Here is a 20,082-nt window from a genome sequence, read left to right on the forward strand (position 1 = left end):
ATGTTTGCCAATCTTTCCGTTACAAAAAAAGGCGCCTTCGCCTTCCTCGGCCTCGCCCTGATCGGGGCGGTCGCCGGTTTCAGCACCTATCAGAAGACGGTCGCAACGGCGGCCGCCGTATACGAAGTCGAGGCGATCACTTCGATCGCCGGCGACACGGAGACCTTAGAGTCGACGATTCTGGAACAGGCTCTGGCCGTCAAGAACTTCCTGCTGACCGGCAACCGGGACTGGGTGGATCGCGTCGAGGCCCTGACGGCCGATATCGACGCCAAGATGACCGACTTGAGCGCGAAGATCGCCAAGGACGCGCCCGACCAGGCGGCCAAGGCCGGAGCAATCCGGGCCAGCTGGACCGCCTGGCTGGAAACCTACGCCAGCAAGCAGATCACCCTGATGCGGGTTCCCGAAACCGTCGACCTGGCCCGCGCGATGGAACTGACCAGCGAGGGCAGTACGCTCATGGACGGCATTGTCGCCGCCAATGCGGCGCTGCATCGCGATCTCGCGGACATGTCCGCGAAACTGATCGCGCTCGAACAGTCGCAACTCGCGCAGGCGCAAACCATCGCGCTCGGCAGCGCGGTGCTGATCACCGCCTTCGCCGCACTGTTCGGCTTCCTCAACTACCGCCTGATCTCCAAACCCCTGGCCCGCCTCGCCGTGGTCGTGCGCGCCCTTGCAGACGGCAAGATCGACGAGGAAGTCGATTTCGGCACCCGCACGGACGAAATCGGCCGGATGGGCAGCGCACTCGGCGTGTTCCGCAGCAACCTGATCCGCACCCGCGAGCTGGAGGCTGAAACCGAGCGCCAGCGCCAGCTCACCGCCGAACAGCGGCGGGTGGAGATGGACACGGTTGCCAACAACTTCGAGGAAACGGTGCTGTCGATCACCGAGCAGATGATCACGGGCCTCGATTCGCTCAACGGCACGGCATCGACCCTGGCCCAGATCGCCACGGGCACGACCGAACAGGCGGTCGCGGTCTCGTCTGCCTCGGAACACACGACCAACAACGTCAACACCGTCGCCAGCGCCACCGAGGAACTGTCCGCCTCGATCGCGGAAATAAACGAGCAGGTGCACTCCGCCTCCAAGGTCGCCGCCGATGCGGAACACGAGGTGGACCGGTCCAACCAGGCGGTCGCCAAGCTGCAGGGCGTGGTCGCCAAGATCGGCGACGTCACCAGCCTGATCACCGACATCGCGGAGCAGACCAACCTTCTGGCGCTGAACGCCACAATTGAGGCGGCGCGCGCCGGCGAGGCGGGCCGCGGCTTCGCGGTGGTGGCCTCGGAAGTGAAGGCCCTGGCCGAGCAGACCGCCAAGGCGACCGAGGAGATCGACCTGCAGATTTCGGAGATGAAGCTTGCCGCGTCGGAGTCCATCCATGCCACGGCGTCCGTCGCCGAGATGGTCCGGAAGATCTCCGAGCGGACTGCGGCCATGGCCGCAGCCACGGAAGAGCAGAACGCGGCCACCAACGAGATCGCCCGCAACGTCGCGGAGGCCGCCAGCGGCACCCAGAACGTCACCAGCGCGATCGGTACCGTGAGCGATTCTGCGAACCAGACCGGCTCTCTGAGCCAGGAAATGCGCAGCGCCATCCACGAACTGCACGAGCGCTCGACGCGCATGCGCCAGGCGATGAACGAGTTCCTGCAGAAGGTTCGCGCCGCCTGATCCAGGCCCGGCTCCCCGCACAGCGGCGCCCGCGAAACGGAGTTCGCGGGCGCTTCTTCATTCATCGCGACCGGACGCGGTGTTTCGGCTGCGGCACGACGGGCAGGTAGTGTTTCAGCGTCTTCCTGCCGTGGGGGACCCTCACAGGTCTCGTGTCGGACACTCCCCCGGACATGGTCATGTCCTCTCCGACCTTTCAACTGGGCCGGCATAGGGACCTCCGGAAACGGGGCGGAAGAGCCTGACGGGACCGGTCTCGCGAAAGCGGCAGCCCGTTGCTGGCACGAGATCGGCCCTGTCCCTCCCCCTTGCAATATCGGACTGGCTCCCCATATCGTGAACAACGGGGTTGCCGGACGCCACCTTTCGGCCTCTACAGCCAAAAGGTCGAGTGGCCCTCATATTTAAAGCTACGTTAATATGAGCCGTGCGATGCTGCTTTTCGTCCCTGAAGCGGCACACAATGACCAGCGCAGGGGCATTTCATTAACAACTGTCATCAGGACGTTGAACAAGCCAGCTATCGGGCTGGCGATACAAGACGTTTGCGATAAGCAAGAAGAAAGAAACCTCCATGAACCATGGAAACGTAAAATGGTTCGACTCGCGCCGGGGAATCGGCGCCATCGAACCGCATGAGGGCGATGACGTCATCGTCGAACTGGACAGCCTGCGCCGGTCGGGGATCGAGTCCCTGAAGGAAGGCCAGCTTGTTGCCTTCGACATGGCCTGGCGCGCCGGACGGAGTCTCGCCGAGGACGTAAAAGTCCTGTAGCGAACAGGCAGGCAGTGTCCATGACCTGCGGATGAGGGCGGAGCTTCCGCCCTTTTTCTTTATTTCTCTCTTCCCCTTTCCTCATTGCAGCATTCAACTAGACTATGGACGGATGGGTCGCCCATAAGGTTGCGACCGTGAACGAGCATGCATGCGAGCGAAGGGAATTCGATGACCGGACCAACATGCAGGGCGCTGCTGATCTATCCGCGGTTCAACGCCGGATCGTTTTGGAATTATCGTGACACCTGCGAACTGATCGGCGCCAGATATCCGGCGCCGCCGCTCGGTCTTATCACCGTCGCCGCGATGCTGCCGCAGGACTGGGATATCCGTCTCATCGACCGTAACACGGACGACCTCCAGGACGCTGATCTTGATTGGGCCGATCTGGTGCTGACAGGCGGAATGCTGCCTCAGCAGGGCGATGCGTTGGCGCTGATCCGCCTGTGCCGGGAGAAGAGCATCCCCGTGGTGGTCGGGGGACCGGACGCCACCTCCAGTCCGGACATCTACGCAGAGGCGGATTTCCGCGTGCTGGGGGAGGCCGAGGGCATTCTCGACCGCTTCGTCGAGGCGTGGCGGAACGGCGAGCGGTCGGGGACCTTCACGGCGGAAAAGTTCAAGGCCGACGTCACGACCAGCCCGGTGCCGCGGTTCGACCTGCTGAACTTCAAGCACTATGTTCAGATCGGCGTCCAGTTCTCGCGCGGCTGCCCGTTCACCTGCGAATTCTGCGACATCATCGAGCTCTATGGCCGCAAACCGCGCACCAAGACCAATGACCAGATGCTGGCCGAGTTGAGCCGGCTCCACGAACTGGGCTATCGCGGCCACGTCGATTTCGTCGACGACAACCTGATCGGCAACAAAAAGGCCGTGAAGGCTTTTCTGCCCGACCTGGCGCGCTGGCAGAAGGAACGCAACCGACCGTTCGAGATGTCGACCGAGGCTTCGCTGAACCTCGCGGACGACGACGAATTGCTTGCCCAGATGCAGGATGCGGGCTTCTTCTCCGTCTTCATCGGCATCGAGAGCCCGGACCCGGACGTGCTCGTCGCCACGCGCAAGAAGCAGAACACTCGCAGGGACATCGCCAAGAGCGTACACAGGATCTACGACGCCGGGATCTGGGTGCTCGCCGGGTTCATCGTCGGCTTCGACGAGGAAAGCGACAAGGTCGCCGACGAGATCAGCGCGCTCATCGAGGAGGCCGCGATCCCGGTCTCGATGGTTGGGCTGCTCTATGCGCTGCCGAACACCCAGCTGACCCGCCGTCTCGCCAGGGAAGGCCGGCTGCATGCCGACTTCGACGTCTCGGACGCCTCGCAGGACCAGATGGGGGACCAGTGCACCTCCGGCCTCAATTTTGAGACGCGCCGGGAACGGGCAAGGATCCTTTCCGACTACAGGTCCATCGTCGAGCGCATCTACGCGCCCGAGGCCTATTTCGGCCGCGTGCGCAAGGTGGCCAGTATGCTCGACCTGAAGGGAGCCAACGGCGCCATTCTCGGCGCAGGCCTTTGGCATGACCTGCAGCAATTCGCCAGGCTGATGTGGTCGATGACATTCAGGCATCCGGAGTATCGCGGGCCGTTCTGGCGCACCCTCGCCTTTACCGCATTCCGCAATTTCCGGGCGATCAAACCGGTCATGATGATGCTGGCGCTTTACGTCCACCTGGGGCCGTTCTCGCGCTTCGTGGTCAAGCAGATCGACGCGCAGATCGAAGACATCGAGCGCGGGCGCTGGACCCCGCCCGAGCTGATCGCCGCCGAATAGGCGGGAAACCGGCTGCCTGAGGGGTCAGGCCGCCTCGCTGCTCCTGTCTTCCAGCGGCCCGCGCCTGAGCGAGGCAATGAACCTGGCGACCGTGTCCGTCAGTTGGGTGGCCGTCTCGGTGACCTGATGTGCGGACTGAAGCACCGTCTGGGCCGAATCGCGCGTCAGGCGGACGCCCTCGGTCACGCGCTGGACATTCTCCGAGACCTCGCCGGTACGATGGGCGGTTCGTTCGACGTTGGCGGCAATCTCCGAGGTCGCGCGGCTCTGCTCCTCGGACGCCTCGGCAATCACGGAGGTGATCCGTTCTATCTCCGCAATGGTTTCCGATACCGTATCGAAGGCTATGACCGCCTCCCGGCTGGAGGATTCCACCTCCGCCAGAGATGCGGTGATCTCCTGCGTCGCCTTGGCGGTCTGCCCGGCCAGCGTCTTGACCTCGTTCGCCACCACGGCAAAGCCGCGTCCCATCTCGCCTGCGCGGGCCGCCTCGATTGTGGCATTGAGCGCGAGAAGATTGGTCTGGTCCGCGATGTCGGAAATCAGGGCTATGATCTGGCTGATCGCCTCCGTGGAAGCGCTCAGGCCGTGGGCCTTCGACTGGCCCTGGCGCACCTGCTCGACCGCCTGGCGCGCAATGGTCGCGGACCGGTTGATCTGGCCGCCGATCTCCAGGGCGGAATTCGACAAGCGGTCGGTTGCCTCCGAGGCGGAGCGGACGTTGTCGCTGGCATCGCCGGCCGCTGCGGCCACCGTAGCCATCCGCTCGCTGTTGTGCGAGGCGACGTTCTCCATCTCGTGGGCCGTTCCGGTCATCCGCCCCGCATAGTCCTCCAGGTTGTGCGCGATCTCGCTGACGGCGGCCTCGAACGACGCGGTTGAATGATGAAAGGCGCCGACGCGCCCCTGGATGGTCTCGGTGGCGGTATTCATGATCTGCGCACCGCGCAGGAAGGCGCCGGCGAGCCCGCCCGGCTGGATGCGGCGGTAGTAGCGGTTCTCGTGAATGGCGGACATGGACGCCGCCGCCTCGCGCATGAACGCGTCCGTTCTGTCGATGAGATGGTTCAGCGCGATCAGCAGCTTGCCGAGATCGCCCTGCGCCATCAGGTCGTTGGCGCGGACCTCGAAGTCGCCCCAGCCAACCTTGGAGCACACGTCGACGGCATGGGCTATTGTCCGCTTGGTGCGCAGGAGCATCATGGCCGCATAGGCCAGGAAGATCACGGCGGCAGCGGCAAGGCCCGCAGCCGTTGGCCCCTGTCCGGCGAGAGCCAGGACGGTGGCAACCATGGAGCCCGCCATGCCCAGCCCGACCCCGAGCAGGGCCTTAGAGAGTGTGGATGAATTCGTCATAGCTCACACCCTTGTCCTTGAGCACGCCGGTCAGCAGGGCATGGCCGGCCATCATCCCGGCCTTGCGGTCGGCCGTCTTGTTCTCGGCGTCCAGAAGCTGGCGGTAGATCGGCACGATCACCTCATCGACGATGCGTCGGTTCGGAACGCGCCGGTTGGAATGATAACCGACCATGGTTCCGTTGGCGTCGTAGGACGGAGTCACATGGGCGAACACCCAGTAATGGTCCCCGTTCTTTGTCATGTTCTTCACGTAGGCGAAGACCTCACCGCCAACGGCAATCGTGTCCCACAGCAACTTGAATACGCAGCGCGGCATGTCCGGGTGACGGATAAGGCTGTGCGGCGCTCCGTCCAGCTCAGCTCCCGTATAGCCGGCGATCGCCCTGAAGACGTGATTGGTATAGGTGATCCTGCCCTTCAGGTCCGTTTTCGAAACGATGAGATCGTTCTCGTCAAAGAACCGCTCGACTCCCGTCGGCTGCACTTTATACTTTGACATGCTCTCAGAAACCTCGTCCGCAGTCCGGATGCGCCTCCGTCCGCAACTGCCATTCCCCTCCCGTTTCGGCCATCAACGTCTTTCGACGCCTTCAGTCCAAGCCGAGTCGTTCGGTGGATCGTAGAACGAAGAAACTTAACCGCTTATGAACCGATCGAAGCTGTGCCGGCAAACACCCGGAATAGCTTCGGTCGTCATTCCGGCATTTAAACCCTGCGGTTCACCTAACCAAAACTGTTCACTTGGTGCCCTTCATGAGAAACGACACATGCGGCATGGATTCGTTATTTAACGTACTGAGTATAGAATTTCCGGAAGGAAAATTCCCAGGATATCCTGACGCAATTGACCTTCACTCTACAGCGCAGAGATCCAACCTCTCCACATCACGCCCCTCTACTGCTGGCGACAGTAAAACCGCTTCCAATATTTTCGAGGCAGCCCGACTCACTCGTCCATTTTGAGGGCCTTGATGAAGGCTTCCTGCGGGATCTCGACCTTGCCGAACTGGCGCATGCGCTTCTTGCCTTCCTTCTGCTTCTCCAGCAGCTTGCGCTTGCGGGTGGCGTCGCCGCCGTAGCACTTGGCGGTCACGTCCTTGCGCAGGGCGGCGAGGGTTTCGCGGGCAATCACGCGGGCGCCGATGGCCGCCTGGATTGGAATCTTGAACATGTGCCGGGGGATCAGTTCTTTAAGCTTCTCGCACATGGCGCGACCGCGGCGCTCGGCCTGGGAGCGGTGCACCAGCACGGACAGCGCGTCGACCGGCTCCTCGTTGACCAGGATCGACATCTTGACCAGATCTCCCTCGCGATAGTCGGAGAGGGTGTAGTCGAAGGAAGCGTAACCCTTGGAGATCGACTTCAGCCGGTCGTAGAAATCGAACACGACCTCGTTCAGCGGCAGGTCATAGGTGACCATGGCGCGCGAACCGACATAGGCAAGATCAACCTGTACACCGCGCCGCTCCTGGCAGAGCTTGAGGATGGAACCGAGATACTCGTCCGGCGTCATGATGTTGGCGCGGATCCAGGGCTCGCGGATTTCCTTGATCTTGACCACATCCGGCATGTCGGCCGGATTGTGCAGTTCACGCTCGGTGCCGTCGGTCATGGTCATCTGGTAGACCACCGAGGGCGCCGTGGCGATGAGGTCGAGATCGAACTCGCGCGACAGCCGCTCCTGGATGATCTCCAGATGGAGGAGGCCGAGGAAGCCGCAGCGAAAACCGAAGCCGAGCGCCGCCGAGGTCTCCATCTCGAAGGAGAAGCTGGCATCGTTAAGGCGCAGCTTGCCGACGGCGGCGCGTAGGTCTTCGAAATCAGCGGCATCGACCGGGAACAGGCCGCAGAACACCACCGGCTGCGCGGGCTTGAAGCCCGGCAGCGCCTCGGCGCAGGGCTTGCGCTCGTCGGTGATGGTGTCGCCGACGCGGGTGTCGGCCACTTCCTTGATGGAGGCAGTCAGTACGCCGATCTCGCCGGGCCCGAGCTGGTCGACCTGCAGGAACTTCGGCGTCATCACGCCGACCCGGTCGACCTCGTAGGCGGCATTGGTGCCCATCATGCGGATGCGCTGGCCGCGCTTCAGCGTGCCGTCGATGATACGCACGAGAACCATCACGCCGAGGTAAGGGTCGTACCAGCTGTCGACCAGCATCGCCTTCAGGGGACCGTCGCGGTCGCCAGTCGGAGCGGGCAGCTTGTTGACGATGGCTTCCAGCACCTCGTCAACGCCGAGGCCGGTCTTGGCCGAAATCATGACCGCTTCGGACGCGTCGATGCCGATGACCTCCTCGATCTGCTCCTTGACCCGATCGGGTTCGGCCGCGGGCAGGTCGATCTTATTGAGGACGGTGACGATCTCGTGGTCGTTGTCGATCGCCTGATAGACGTTGGCCAGCGTCTGCGCCTCGACGCCCTGGCTGGCGTCGACGACCAGCAGCGAGCCTTCGCAGGCGGCCAGCGAACGGGATACCTCGTAGGCGAAGTCGACGTGGCCCGGCGTGTCGATCAGGTTCAGGATGTACTGTTTGCCGTCGCGGGCGTTGTAGACGAGCCGCACGGTCTGCGCCTTGATCGTGATGCCGCGCTCGCGCTCGATGTCCATCGAATCGAGAACCTGCTCGGTCATCTCGCGATCCGTCAGCGTGCCGGTCATCTGGATCAGCCGGTCCGCGAGGGTGGACTTGCCGTGGTCGATATGCGCCACGATGGAGAAGTTGCGGATATTGGAAATGGGCTCGCTGGTCATGGGCGAGCGTTTATCATTCCCTCGCCCGCTCGCAAAGGGAATTACGGGCCGCCCGGCGCCCATTTCGGCCCTCCCGGACGGGCTTGCATTCCGGCCGCGACGGGAGGAGGCTGATGCCGTCACCTTCACGCCGGCCGTTCCAGGCCCGATCCGTTCCGGGATGTTTTTCATGCACTTGCGCGACGCCACCGCCGCCGATCTGCCGGCGCTGCTTGCCATCCACAACGATGCTGTCCGTACGCTGAAGGCGATCTGGACCGACAAGACGGAGACGCTGGAGGACCGGCGTACCTGGTTCGACGGACGCCGGGCGGCGGGATTTCCGGTGATTGTCGCCGAGGACGCGGCCGGCAGGGTGGTCGGATACGGTTCCTACGGACCGTTCCGGGCCAAGGACGGCTACCGGCTGACGCTGGAGCATTCGGTCTATGTCGACCCGGCGACGCAGGGACGCGGCGTCGGAAAGGCCCTGCTCAAGCGCCTGATCGAACTGGCGCGCGCCGACGGATATCACGTCCTGGTCGGGGCCATCGACGGCGAGAACGAGACCTCGATCGCGCTGCACCGGCAGTTCGGCTTTGAGACCGTCGGCCGGATGCCCCAGGTCGGCATCAAGTTCGGCCAATGGCTCGACCTCGTTCTGATGACGCTGGTGTTGGACAACCGATCCGAGCCACCCAGCGCGTGAGGCCGGCTCAGTCGGCCAGAAGCACCTGCTCGCAGGCCTTGGGGAGGGCTGCGAGCGCCAGCGGCCGCTTCTTGACCACCGGCTCCTTGTCATTGGGATCCTTGGGCTTTTTCGGCACCCACGGTTCGTCGGACAGCCACCAGGCGAGCTCCGATCCGCAGCCGTCACCGGGCGGCGGCGCGTCCTGGTCCGAGCAGCCGACGCTGCCCGGGGGGCAGGATATCCGGACGTGGAAGTGATAGTCGTGGCCCCACCAGGGGCGAACCTTGCGCAGCCAGGCGCGGTCGCCGGTCTCGAAGTCGCAGAGCGCCTTCTTGATCGTCGGATTGACGAAAATCCTTGCAACTTCAGGTGCTTGTGCCGCCTTTCGGATGAGCCGGGCGTGGCCGTCGGTCCATTTCTTCCGATCGACCCGGCGGTCCGCACCGGCGATGTCCAGAGGGCCCTTCAGCATTGAAATCGCTGAGATTTCTTCCCTTTCCCGGGAACTCAACCGGCGATCGGGCATCGGTGTCAGCCAGATGTCGGCGTCCAGCCCGATCTGGTGGCTGGAATGGCCGGAGGTCATCGGCCCGCCGCGCGGCTGGGCGAGGTCGCCGACCAGCAATCCCCGCCAGCCCAGCGCCGGCGCGTCGGCCGCCAGCCGTTCCAGGAAGCGGATAAGTTCCGGATGGCCCCAGTTGCGGTTGCGCGACAGGCGCATGACCTGCCAGGACGGTCCGTCGACCGGTAGAGCGGCCGCCCCGGCGAGACAGCCCTTGGCGTAGGAGCCGATGGCGCGTGCGGCAAGCGGCGCCGGCGTCGCCGCGGCACCGAAGTAGTCCCTGGCCGGCGTATCCCCGCGCAGGACCAGATTCGCCTGTTTCGTCAGTGGCTTGACCTCGGCTCGCGGGACGGCCGCGGGCACCGGGACGGCGGTTGGTCCGCCCACGGCCGATGGAGCCGGCTTGGCTTGCGGCAGCGGGTTCGCCGCGGCCGGAGCGGGACCACCGACGGCAGCGGCCACGACGAGGCACAGGCTCGCAGCGGCGGCAAGGCGCGCAGATCGGATGGGACCACAAACGGGGACAATGAGCCCTGCCCCATCCGCGCGGCCTACGCGCCGCAGCGCCCGCATCATGACCTTGTCCACCAGCATCGCCATCCTGCCGCCTTCCATCGCTGCCGCCGGCCGGCCCGCTACATCCCGTCCGAAGACTGTCCTAAGACTGTCCTAAGACCCTCCGGAAAGCCGCCGGAGACCCGCCGGACGCCTGCCGGAGATCTTTCGCGTTCGGACTCGATCCTGCACCGGCCGGATTTACGCTTCGTTAAACATCCCGGCGCGGCTCTCGGCGTGCCGGGACACTCGTCAGGCCGCGCGCTCCAGGCCGGCCGGAGTACGCCGCGCGTGCACGGCGACGATGAGATCGGCGAGCGCGTCGAGGCGCAGGGTGTTGTCGCGCAGGATGCGGTCGGCCGCGCCGTTGAGGACGAGCATGTTGCCGGGCCGGGCATTGCCCATGTCCTCCGCCTCGGCCGGGATCTCGCCGTCGAAGCGATGGTAGGTGACGCCGCCGAGATCGGAAAACAGCCGTCCGGCCAGAAGGGAGCCGGCCGCCGACTGGGCATGGGTGGCGATCGCCTGGAGCGGCGCGCCCCTGGACGCCCGCATCCAGGCGCCGCCGTCCCACTGCACAGCGTCCTCGAAGGCGAAGCCGCGGGACGGCGCGAAGCCGGTGCCGAGCGAGACGATAACCAGATCCTCCGCCGCCCAGCCGAGCCGGCGCGCCTCGCCGTAGGCTGCCAGGGTCGGATCGTTGAGGAACACGCCGCCGTCGATGAGGGCTTCCTCGCGCTTCTGCGACAGGTTCTCGACCCGCGCCGGTTCGAAGAAGGCGGGCACGGCGGTGGTCGCGCGCACAGCCTGCCAGAGGTAATAGTCGTCGGCGGGCGAGCCGTCGGGCTGGCCGGCGCCGAGGAACAACGGACGGCGGTTGCCGATGTCGTAGGCGGTGAGCAGCAGGCGGGTCAGGCTGCTGGCCATCGAGGTCCAGCCGAAGCGCTCCTTCAGGTGCCGCTCGAAGGGGCGTGCGTCGAGACGTTCGTCGGCGGGGCGCAGCGGGTTGCCGATCAGGCGGACGAGGCGGGTCCTCAGCCTCGGCTGGAAGATCTCGCGCGCCTCGGTCTCGAATAGGGCGCGCAGCTCGGCGACGGTCGCTGCCGCCTCGCTCCGGCCGCCGGAGGGGCGCGGAGCGGCGAGGCCGGCGGCGATCAGCCCGCCGGTCGAGGTGCCGGCCATCAGGTCGAACACCCGATGCAGCGGCCGCGCCAGTCCGCGCTGCGCCAGCCGGCTTTCCAGACTCTCCAGGATCCTGAGCGGGATCAGCCCGCGCATGCCGCCGCCGTCGATCGACAGGACGATCCGTTTGCCTGCGCCCTCCATGTTCTCGCCTCCCTCGGTGCTTTTCGCGATCGCCAAGGCTCGCGCGCAATTGCGACGAAGCGATGGCGGCAGCGGCGTCCCGGCGCCCCCTTTCCGACCCGCTGCGTTCGGCCTAGAGTCGGGGCCTTGCGATTCCTACAAGCGGGACCATCCATGAACATCGACCTTCTGCGCCGCCTTTGCGAGACCCCCGGCGTGCCCGGCCACGAGCACCGGGTGCGCGATCTGATCCGCTCCGAGATCGAGGGCCTGTTCGACGAGGTCAGCATCGACCCGATGGGATCGCTGCTGTGCCGGCGCGCGCCGCGCAAGGAGCCGAAGAAGAAGGGCACGGCGCCGAAGAAGGTCATGCTGCTCTGCCACATGGACGAGATCGGCTTCCTCGTCTCGCACATCACCGACAAGGGCTTCGTCTACGTCCAGCCGGTCGGCGGCTTCGACCCGCGCAACCTGTTCTCGCGCCGCGTGCTGGTGTCGACCGACGCGGGCGACCTGAAGGGCGTCATGAATCCGGGCGGCAAGCCGGTGCACATCTCCACGCCGGAGGAGCGCAAGAAGGTGCCCGAGGTGACCGAGTTCGTCGTCGACCTCGGTTTCGGCGAGGCGACCAGGGACAAGGTGAAGATCGGCGACATGGTGACGCTGGACGAGCCGCTGATCGAGATCGGCGACAAGGTGGTCTCCAAGGCGCTTGACAACCGGATCGCCTGCTGGCTCGGCATCGAGTCGATCCGCGCGCTCGGCAAGGCCAAGCACGCCTGCGAGATCCACGTCGCCTTCACGTCCCAGGAGGAGGTAGGCCTGCGCGGCGCGCGCACGGCGGCCTACGCGATCAAGCCGGACATCGGCCTCGGCATCGACACCACGCTCGCCTGCGACACGCCGGGCGTGCCCGACCAGGACCGCACGACGGTGCAGAGCGCTGGCTTCGGCCTGCATGTCAAGGACAGTTCGTTCATCGCCGACCGGGCGCTGGTCGCCGAAATCGAGGCGATCGCGCAGGAAGAGAAGATCCCCTACCAGCGCACCATGCTGCTCGCCGGCGGCCAGGACGGCGCGGCGGCGCAGCAGGCGGCGGCCGGCGCCCGGGCAGTCGGCATCGTGGTCGGCACGCGCTACATCCACACGGTGACCGAGATGATCCACAAGTCCGACCTGGAAGCCGCGCGCGACATCATCGCGGCCTATCTGAAACGGGCGTGAGCGCAGGGGACGATTGACGTGTCATCCCGGCGAAGGCCGGGATGACACGAAAGAGCATGCTTTGAGGTTCAGCTCATCCAGCGCAGGGTCCTGGCCTTGACCGGATTGTCGAAGGCGCGGCCCTCGGCCTGGGAGGTGGCCCATTCGCGTTTGAGCTGCATCCACCAGCGGCCCTGGGTGTCGGCGTCGTTGATCAGCATGAGCTTGGGGTTGTACTCCAGCCCTTCGCGCTGCTGGATGACGACGCGGCGATCCTGGTCGAGGAAGACGTTCATCAGGTAGCGGACCAGCGGATTGAACGGCTTCAGCCAGCCGATCGTCGACCAGAACAGCTGGCGGACCTCGGTCTCGTCCTCCGTCACCGGCGTGATCGTGGTCAGCCCGACGACGCAATGCCGGTCGCCCTTGATGTGCTCGATCCTGAGACCGGGAAGGCGGTAGCTGATCTCGGTGGTGACGTTGTCGCCGAGCAGATAGCGATAGGCGATGTTCTGCGGCGGGATCTTGTGGCGCACCATGGCCCAGCCGAGCTCCGACGGCTCGAACACCTTCTCCTTCGGCCGGAGCTTCGCGCCGTTCTTCTTGAACCACCAGGACGTGTGCACGAAGGCGGCGTGGGTCGGGTCCATCAGGCCGAGCGCGGCATGGTCGACCGAGCAGACGAAGGGCTGCATGATGGCAACGCTCGGGCCCTGGTCGGCGGCGAAGTCCGGCAGCAGCGGCGGCGCCGGCTGGCGGCCGTCCTCCGGCTTCTCGCCCTTCTCGGCGAAATAGATCCAGATCAGGCCCTGCTGCTCGACCGCCGGATAGGCGCCGCAGGTGATCTTCGAATAGTCGATGGTCTGGTATTCGTGGGTCGAGGGAATGTCGACGCAGGCGCCGTCGGTGTCGAACTTCCAGCCGTGATAGCAGCACTGGACGTGCTCGCCGTCGAACCAGCCGTGGCGCAGCGGGATGCCGCGATGCGGGCAGATGTCGCGCAGCGCGAACACCTTGCCGTGCCGGTCGCGGCCGATCAGCACCAGTTCGCCCATCAGCTTGCGGCCGGTCATGGCACCGGCCTTGATCTCGGCGCCCGGGCAGGCGACGTACCACAGGCCGCGCAGGAGTTCCGCCTTGAGATTGTCCACGAGCCTCGTCCCTCAGCTTGGCATGTCGATCGGGTCGGGCCGGGTTTACAGGAGGGACCGTGCCCGCTCAAGCGGGGCGAATGCGTAGGCGCAGGACGGGCGACCGACGAGGCCGGCCGGACAGGGGTCAGGCGATACCGGACAGGAGGTTGCCGAGCTGGCTGCCGGTACCCGCATAAAGCGAGGACACCGAAGCGCCCTGGTAAACGGACGTGACGCCGTTGCCGGAGACTTCGACGTCGAGCGCGCTGGCGGAGCGGGCCGACAGGCCGGTGGCGCTGTCGTAGGAGACGCGCTCGAAGGAGACGAAGGAGGCGGAAATCGTCTGCCCGCCGATCTCGCCCTCGACGGTGGTCCGGGTGACGGTCGCGCTCTCGTAGGCGGCGGACGCGGCAGCGCCGCCCTCGTCCTCGCCGAGCGCGGCCTTCAACTGGCCGGCGGCCTTGCGGTAGTCCTCGACGGTGGCGAGCGCGCCGTCCTCGTCGTCGTCCCTGCCCTTGCCCTTGTCGACCGCCGCCTGCAGGGCGGCGATGACGACCGCGTCCTCCTCGGCCTTCTCCGCCGCCGCCTGCAGGGCGCTGACGGCCGGGGCGTCGGGAGCGTCAGACCGTGTGGCCGCCGCCTTGCCCTGGCCCGAACCGGACTGGCCGGCGGCAAACAGCGTGGCGGTGGTCGTCGTGGTCTCGATGGTCAATTGCATGGTGCGGCCCCGCGCGGGCTTGAAACGACGCGGCGAAGGCGGCCGGACGACCGCGACTCCCGTCGCCCAGCAGGCTCCGAAAAAATAGTTAACATGCTATTAACCCTTATCAAGGCCTTGCAATATATACTCCTTTTTACCATCTGGCGGACACGGGCCGGCGGTGGACAATGCTAGCGAGGCTTGCCGGAACGCCCTTCCTGCGCAACACTCTCTCCCCAGAAGCGCCCAAGCGGCGACTTCATGCGTGACCGCGAGGACGAACTGCGGCACGCACCAGGGGAGGAAGCTCATGAAACTGGTCAAGTACACTCTTGGCGCGGCTCTGGCTGCCATGACGGTCACATCCGCGCAAGCGGCGGAAGTCGAACTGCGCCTGGCGCACTGGGTGCCGCCGACGCATCCGATCCAGCAGTACGGCATCGAGCCGTGGGTCGAGTCGATCAAGCAGGCCTCGAACGGGCGGATCAACATCACGATCTTCCCGGCCCAGCAGCTCGGCGCCGCGCCCGACCACTACGACATGACCCGCGACGGCATCACCGACATCGGCTATGTCAACCCGGGCTACACGGCCGGCCGGTTCCCGATCTACAGCATGCTGGAGGTGCCGTTCCACGCCACCGACGCCACCAAGGCGGCGACCGCCATCCACGAGTGGTACGCTCCCCATGCGGAAAAGGAGATGGCGGACGTCAAGTTCTGCCTGATGAACCCGCACGACCCGGGCACGATCCATTCCAAGAAGCCGATCAGGGTGCCGGCGGACGTCAAGGGCCTGAACGTGCGCCCGGCGCATGCCACCATGGCCCGCTTCGTCAACCTGCTCGGCGGCGGCAGCGTGCAGGTGCCCGCGCCCGAGGCGCGCGAGGCGCTGGCCAAGGGCGCGGCCGACGCGATCACCTTCCCGTGGAACTCGATCTACATCTTCGGCATCGACAGCGAGACCAAGCACCACCTCGACATGCCGTTCTACCTGTCCGGCCAGGTCCTGCTGATCAACAAGGACAAGTACAACGGCCTGGCGGAGCAGGACCGCAAGGTCATCGACGATCACTGCACGCCGGAATGGTCGGGCAGGTTCTCCGCCGGCTGGGCGGAGAACGAGGCGAGCGGCCGGCAGAAGATGATCGAGTCCGGCGAGCACACGCTGTACAAGCCGACCGACGAGGAAGTCGCGCTGTGGCGCGAGGCGGCGGCGCCGCTGCTCGACAGCTGGAAGGCGGACGTCGCGGCCAAGGGCGGCGACGCGGAGGCGATCTACGCCGGCTATCTCGCCGCGCTGGAAAAGCACGGCATCCGCTACTGAGATCAGACCCGGCGGGCGGAGCCGTCCGCCGGGCCCTCCCACCCCCTGACACGGCGGAGCCATGCACCGGACCGGATTCCTGGAACGGGCGTCGCTGGCGATCGAGAAGGTCGCCGGCGCGCTGCTCGGACTGATCACGCTGCTGGTCGTCGCCTCGGCAATCGGCCGCTACTTCCTCGCCTGGCCGATCCCCGACGCCTTCGACCTGTCGCGGCTGCTGCTCGGCGCGGCGATCATGTGGGGCTTCGCCAGCGTCGCCTACCGCGGCTCGCACATCAAGGTCGACCTGTTCGCCGAGATGCTCGGCGCCAGGACGCGCAGGGCGGTCGACTTCCTGGCCTGGAGCGTGCTGCTCGTCTTCACCCTGCTGCTGACCTGGAAGATGGGCGAGCGGGTGCTGACCGTGTGGCGCGCCGGCGAGGGCACGATGGACCTGCGCCTGCCGCACTGGCCCTTCGTGGCGCTGATCTGGACCGGCGTCGCCGTGTCGCTCGTCGGCGTCACGGCGCGGCTGACGCTGATCGCCCTGCACGGGGCCGGACTCGATCATTTCGAACGCGCCGAAGCGATCCTCGACGACGAGGACACGGCCGGCGCCCTGACGGGTGAAGACAGCAGACATGGCTAGCGCCGATCTCATCGCCGTCGCCGGCTTCCTCGCCCTGTTCGCCATGATGATCCTGCGCGTGCCGATCGGCGTCGCCATGGGGCTGGTCGGCATCGGCGGCTTCGCCTCGGTCGCCGGCATCGGGCCGGCGCTCAACCTGCTCGCCCAGTCGCCGATCCGCACGGTGACGGACTTCAACCTGTCGCTGATCCCGTTCTTCATCCTGATGGGCGTGCTGGCGACCAACTCGGGCATGTCGCGCGAGCTGTTCCGCACCGGCCAGGCCTGGTTCGGCAGCTTCCGGGGCGGCATGGCGCTGTCGACCATCGGCGCCTGCGCCGGCTTCGCCGCCATCTGCGGCTCGTCGGTGGCGACCGCCGCGACCATGACCAAGATCGCGCTGCCGGAGATGAAGCGGGTCGGCTACCGCGACGACATCGCCACCGGCGTGATCGCCGCCGGCGGCACGCTCGGCATCCTGATCCCGCCGTCGGTGGTGCTCGCCGTCTATGCCTTCATCACCCAGCAGGACGTCGGCCGGCTGTTCATCGCCGGCGTCGTACCGGGCCTGCTCGCCATCGTCATGTACATGCTGACGGTACGCATCGCCTATGCCCGCTCGCTGCCGGACGGCACGCCATTCGACCTGATGGCCGCGATCCGCTCCATGTCGGGCGTGTGGGCGGTGCTGCTGCTGTTCGTCAGCATCATCGGCAGCATCTATTTCGGCCTGGTGACGGCGACGGAGGCGGCGGCGGCCGGCTCGGTGCTGACCGCGCTGATCGGCATCCTGCGCGGACGGCTCGGGTTCCGCTCGATCATGGACAGCCTGGTCGAGGCGCTACGCACCTCGGTCGCCATCTACACCATCCTGATCGGCGCCATCCTGTTCGGCTATTTCCTCGCCATCACCCAGACGCCGCAGAAGATCACCGCGCTGCTGGTCGGCCTCGACCTCGGCGCCTACAGCACCCTGGCGATCATCCTGCTGTTCTTCATCGTCATGGGCTGCATCCTAGACGCCATGGCGATGATCATCCTGCTGGTGCCGATCGTGTTCCCGGTCGTCATCCAGCTCGGCTTCGACCCGATCTGGTTCGGCGTCATCATCGTCATGACCGTCGAACTCGGCCTGATCACGCCGCCGGTCGGCATGAACGTGTTCGTCATCAACACGCTGGCGCGCGAAGTCAGCCTGCCGACGGTGTTCAAGGGCGTGCTGCCGTTCGTGGCGGCCGACATCGTCCGGCTAATCCTGCTGATCGCCTTCCCGGCGATCGTCCTGTTCCTCCCCCACACGATGAAGTGAGCGATCCATGAAAATCGGTTTCATCGGCCTCGGCGTCATGGGCGGCGCCATGGCCGGCCATCTCGCCCGCGCCGGCCACGACCTGACCGGCTTCGACCTGTCGCCGGACGCCGGCGCCGGGCTGGCCAGGGCGGCCTCGGCAGCCGACGCCGTCCGGGGCGCGGAGGTGGTGTTCACCATGCTGCCGCACGGACGCGCGGTTGCCGGCGTGATCGACGAGATCCTCGACGCGCTGCCCGAAGGCTGCCTGTTCGTCGACACGAGTTCCTCGGAACCCTGGCTGACCAAGCAGACGGCGGACAGGCTCGCCGCGCGCGGCGTGACCATGGTCGACGCGCCGGTCTCGGGCGCGAGCTGGGGCGCGCGTGACGCCCAGCTGGTGTTCATGGTCGGCGGCGACGACGCGGCGGTTGCCAGGGTGCGACCGCTGCTGGCCCTGATGGGCAAGGCGGCGCATCACGTCGGCCCGCTCGGCGCCGGCCACGCCATGAAGACCATCAACAACGTCATCACGGCGATGACGGTCATCTCGACCACCGAGGCGATGCTGATCGGCAAGGCCTACGGCCTCATTCCGAGCGCCATGGCCGACGTGCTCAACGTCTCGACCGGGCAGAGCTTCTGGACCACCGAGCGGCTGAAGCAGGACGTGCTCAACCGCGCCTTCAAGGACGAATTCAAGCTGACCCTGATGCGCAAGGACGTCGACATCGCCAACGCGCTGGGGCGCGAGATGGGGCTAGAGCTGCCGCTGCTGAGCCTCGGCGAGGCGCTGTGGCGCCAGGCCGACGCGGACCTCGGCACCGGCGCCGCGGTTACCGACATGGTGCGCTGGATCGAAGGCAAGGTCGGCGGCGAACTGACGGACGACTGAAGACACGAAACGAGGCCAGGGATCGAGGCCGGGGATCGAGGCCGGGGATCGAAAGGAGCCGCGATGAAGCAACCGGAGCTGCGCCACCTGTGCGACCTGAAGGTCGACCTCGCCGCGCCGATGGAACTCGGCCCGTCGCCGCGCGGCCTGCGCCGGATCATCCCGATCGTCGGCGGCACGGTCGCGGGCGAACGCCTGTCGGGCCGCATCCTGGCGCTCGGCGCCGACTGGCAGACGATCCTCGCCGACGGCACCGCGGAGCTCGATACCCGCTACGCCATCGAGAGCCACGACGGCGCGCTGATCGACATCCGCAACTTCGGCTTCCGTCACGGCCCGCCCGAGGTGCTTGCCCGGGTGGCGAAGGGCGAGCGGGTCGACCCCTCGGACTATTACATGCGCACCCATCCGCGCTTCGAGACCGGCGACGCCCGCTACCAGTGGCTCAACCGCATGATCTGCGTCGGCACCGGCGGGCGCTTCACCGACCACGTCCGGGTCACCGTCTACGAGGTGTCGTGAAGCGGGCCCTTGTGCCGCGATGTGCGAGCGGCGGAGCGTCGCGCGGCGCTTGGCACAATTTAAACCAATTCGGCCCATAGTGACCCGTGGTGCTTCGACCCCGGATGAATCGCCCATGTGCCGCCTCGCCGCCTATCTCGGAACCGAAATCCCACTCGAGAACATCATCGCCAAGCCCAGGCACTCGCTGCTGGTGCAGAGCCAGGACGCGCAGGAGGCCAAGCTGCGCGTCAACGGCGACGGCTTCGGGATCGCCTGGTACGGCCACCTGCCCGAGCCCGGCCTGTTCAAGGACGTGCTGCCGGCCTGGTCGGACACCAACCTGCCGAGCGTCTGCCGGCTTGTGCGCTCGCGCCTGTTCCTCGCCCATGTGCGCGCGGCGACCACGGGGGCGACCTCGCGCGACAACTGCCATCCGTTCACCCACGGCCGCTGGGCCTTCATGCACAACGGCGGCATCGGCGCCTTTTCCGCGATCCGGCGCGACATGGAGGCGCTGATCGGCGACGACTACTACGCCGCGCGGCGCGGAACGACCGATTCCGAACTGTTCTTCCTGATGCTGCTGACCAACGGCCTCGACGAGGATCCGCACGGCGCGCTGGAGACCACCCTGGCCCAGGTGCTCGACATCGCGGCGCGGCGCACCGACCGGTCCGTGCCGGTGCGGCTGACCTGCGTGTTTTCGGAAGGCTCGCGCATCTTCGCCTTTCGCTTCGCCGACGACGGCCTGGCGCCGACCCTCTACCTGTCCGAATGCCTCGATCACGGCGGGCGCGCCTTCGCGTCGGAGCCGCTGGAGGGCCCGTGCACGCGCTGGCGGCCCGTGGAGACCGGCACGCTGATCGAGCTGTCGGGCGCCGGTGCGCTCGCCCGGCCGCTGTTCGCCGCCGAGGTCCGTGCCGCCTGCTGAGGCGCGCCGCCTTTCCCCAGCAGGCAGGCGTTCGTCCGCCTCCTCATC

The 20,082-nt window shown here is 66.3% G+C and carries 18 protein-coding genes; 11 read left to right on the plus strand and 7 right to left on the minus strand.

Annotated elements, in window-relative coordinates; all coding sequences use genetic code 11:
• The 3 genes from SL003B_RS18760 (at position 1) to SL003B_RS18770 (ending at position 4,243) form a co-directional block, all read left to right on the plus strand.
• Positions 1 to 1,686 carry a methyl-accepting chemotaxis protein gene (locus tag SL003B_RS18760; RefSeq protein ID WP_041376309.1) on the plus strand — a complete coding sequence of 562 codons (1,686 nt, stop codon included), beginning with the start codon at positions 1 to 3 and terminating at the stop codon, positions 1,684 to 1,686.
• Between the two features lie 574 nt (positions 1,687 to 2,260).
• The gene (locus tag SL003B_RS18765; protein ID WP_013654451.1) at positions 2,261 to 2,461 is read left to right on the plus strand and encodes a cold-shock protein; all 201 of its coding nucleotides are present in this window, start codon (positions 2,261 to 2,263) and stop codon (positions 2,459 to 2,461) included.
• A 171-nt stretch (positions 2,462 to 2,632) separates the two neighbouring features.
• Positions 2,633 to 4,243: a B12-binding domain-containing radical SAM protein gene (locus SL003B_RS18770; protein ID WP_041375638.1), complete on the plus strand. Its 1,611-nt coding sequence runs from the start codon at positions 2,633 to 2,635 to the stop codon at positions 4,241 to 4,243.
• Positions 4,244 to 4,267: 24 nt separating this feature from the next.
• Here the strand turns inward: SL003B_RS18770 and SL003B_RS18775 are convergent, their stop codons facing one another.
• From SL003B_RS18775 to lepA, 3 genes are all read right to left on the minus strand, one after another.
• On the minus strand, positions 4,268 to 5,599 hold the full coding sequence (locus tag SL003B_RS18775; RefSeq protein ID WP_041375639.1) for a methyl-accepting chemotaxis protein: 1,332 nt from the start codon (positions 5,597 to 5,599) through the stop codon (positions 4,268 to 4,270).
• Positions 5,574 to 6,101, minus strand: a complete 528-nt coding sequence (locus SL003B_RS18780; protein WP_041375640.1) for a PAS domain-containing protein — start codon at positions 6,099 to 6,101, stop codon at positions 5,574 to 5,576. The genes SL003B_RS18775 and SL003B_RS18780 overlap by 26 nt, the downstream gene beginning before the upstream one ends.
• 447 nt (positions 6,102 to 6,548) lie before the next feature.
• Positions 6,549 to 8,354, minus strand: coding sequence for a translation elongation factor 4 (lepA, locus tag SL003B_RS18785; protein ID WP_013654455.1), 1,806 nt, complete (start codon positions 8,352 to 8,354; stop codon positions 6,549 to 6,551).
• A gap of 169 nt (positions 8,355 to 8,523) precedes the next feature.
• On the opposite strand from lepA, the gene SL003B_RS18790 reads away from it, so the two are divergent.
• On the plus strand, positions 8,524 to 9,042 hold the full coding sequence (locus tag SL003B_RS18790; protein WP_013654456.1) for a GNAT family N-acetyltransferase: 519 nt from the start codon (positions 8,524 to 8,526) through the stop codon (positions 9,040 to 9,042).
• A gap of 7 nt (positions 9,043 to 9,049) precedes the next feature.
• Here the strand turns inward: SL003B_RS18790 and mepA are convergent, their stop codons facing one another.
• Positions 9,050 to 9,949: a penicillin-insensitive murein endopeptidase gene (gene mepA, locus SL003B_RS18795; protein ID WP_013654457.1), complete on the minus strand. Its 900-nt coding sequence runs from the start codon at positions 9,947 to 9,949 to the stop codon at positions 9,050 to 9,052.
• A 444-nt stretch (positions 9,950 to 10,393) separates the two neighbouring features.
• Positions 10,394 to 11,467 carry a patatin-like phospholipase family protein gene (locus SL003B_RS18800; protein ID WP_013654458.1) on the minus strand — a complete coding sequence of 358 codons (1,074 nt, stop codon included), beginning with the start codon at positions 11,465 to 11,467 and terminating at the stop codon, positions 10,394 to 10,396.
• Positions 11,468 to 11,620: 153 nt separating this feature from the next.
• Between SL003B_RS18800 and SL003B_RS18805 the strand changes: the two genes are divergently transcribed.
• Complete coding sequence (locus tag SL003B_RS18805; protein ID WP_013654459.1) at positions 11,621 to 12,670, plus strand: M42 family metallopeptidase; 1,050 nt, start codon at positions 11,621 to 11,623, stop codon at positions 12,668 to 12,670.
• Between the two features lie 68 nt (positions 12,671 to 12,738).
• Here SL003B_RS18805 and SL003B_RS18810 read toward each other — a convergent pair whose 3' ends face one another.
• Complete coding sequence (locus SL003B_RS18810; protein WP_013654460.1) at positions 12,739 to 13,800, minus strand: aromatic ring-hydroxylating oxygenase subunit alpha; 1,062 nt, start codon at positions 13,798 to 13,800, stop codon at positions 12,739 to 12,741.
• A 127-nt stretch (positions 13,801 to 13,927) separates the two neighbouring features.
• The gene (locus SL003B_RS18815; RefSeq protein ID WP_013654461.1) at positions 13,928 to 14,500 is read right to left on the minus strand and encodes a hypothetical protein; all 573 of its coding nucleotides are present in this window, start codon (positions 14,498 to 14,500) and stop codon (positions 13,928 to 13,930) included.
• Between the two features lie 292 nt (positions 14,501 to 14,792).
• Here SL003B_RS18815 and SL003B_RS18820 point away from each other — a divergent pair, with 292 nt between their 5' ends.
• From SL003B_RS18820 to SL003B_RS18845, 6 genes are all read left to right on the plus strand, one after another.
• Entirely contained in the window at positions 14,793 to 15,809 is a 1,017-nt protein-coding gene (locus SL003B_RS18820; RefSeq protein ID WP_013654462.1) for a TRAP transporter substrate-binding protein, read from the plus strand.
• Between the two features lie 61 nt (positions 15,810 to 15,870).
• Positions 15,871 to 16,437, plus strand: coding sequence for a TRAP transporter small permease (locus tag SL003B_RS18825; RefSeq protein ID WP_013654463.1), 567 nt, complete (start codon positions 15,871 to 15,873; stop codon positions 16,435 to 16,437).
• On the plus strand, positions 16,430 to 17,725 hold the full coding sequence (locus SL003B_RS18830) for a TRAP transporter large permease (protein WP_013654464.1): 1,296 nt from the start codon (positions 16,430 to 16,432) through the stop codon (positions 17,723 to 17,725). Before SL003B_RS18825 ends, SL003B_RS18830 begins: the two co-directional genes overlap by 8 nt.
• Positions 17,726 to 17,732: 7 nt before the next feature.
• The gene (locus SL003B_RS18835) at positions 17,733 to 18,599 is read left to right on the plus strand and encodes an NAD(P)-dependent oxidoreductase (RefSeq protein WP_013654465.1); all 867 of its coding nucleotides are present in this window, start codon (positions 17,733 to 17,735) and stop codon (positions 18,597 to 18,599) included.
• 63 nt (positions 18,600 to 18,662) lie between these two features.
• Positions 18,663 to 19,121, plus strand: a complete 459-nt coding sequence (locus tag SL003B_RS18840; protein WP_013654466.1) for a DUF3237 domain-containing protein — start codon at positions 18,663 to 18,665, stop codon at positions 19,119 to 19,121.
• A 115-nt stretch (positions 19,122 to 19,236) separates the two neighbouring features.
• Positions 19,237 to 20,034, plus strand: a complete 798-nt coding sequence (locus tag SL003B_RS18845; RefSeq protein ID WP_013654467.1) for a class II glutamine amidotransferase — start codon at positions 19,237 to 19,239, stop codon at positions 20,032 to 20,034.
• The last annotated feature ends 48 nt before the right edge of the window (positions 20,035 to 20,082 follow it).

This window comes from Polymorphum gilvum SL003B-26A1, assembly GCF_000192745.1.
Classification (GTDB): Bacteria; Pseudomonadota; Alphaproteobacteria; order Rhizobiales; family Stappiaceae; genus Polymorphum; species Polymorphum gilvum.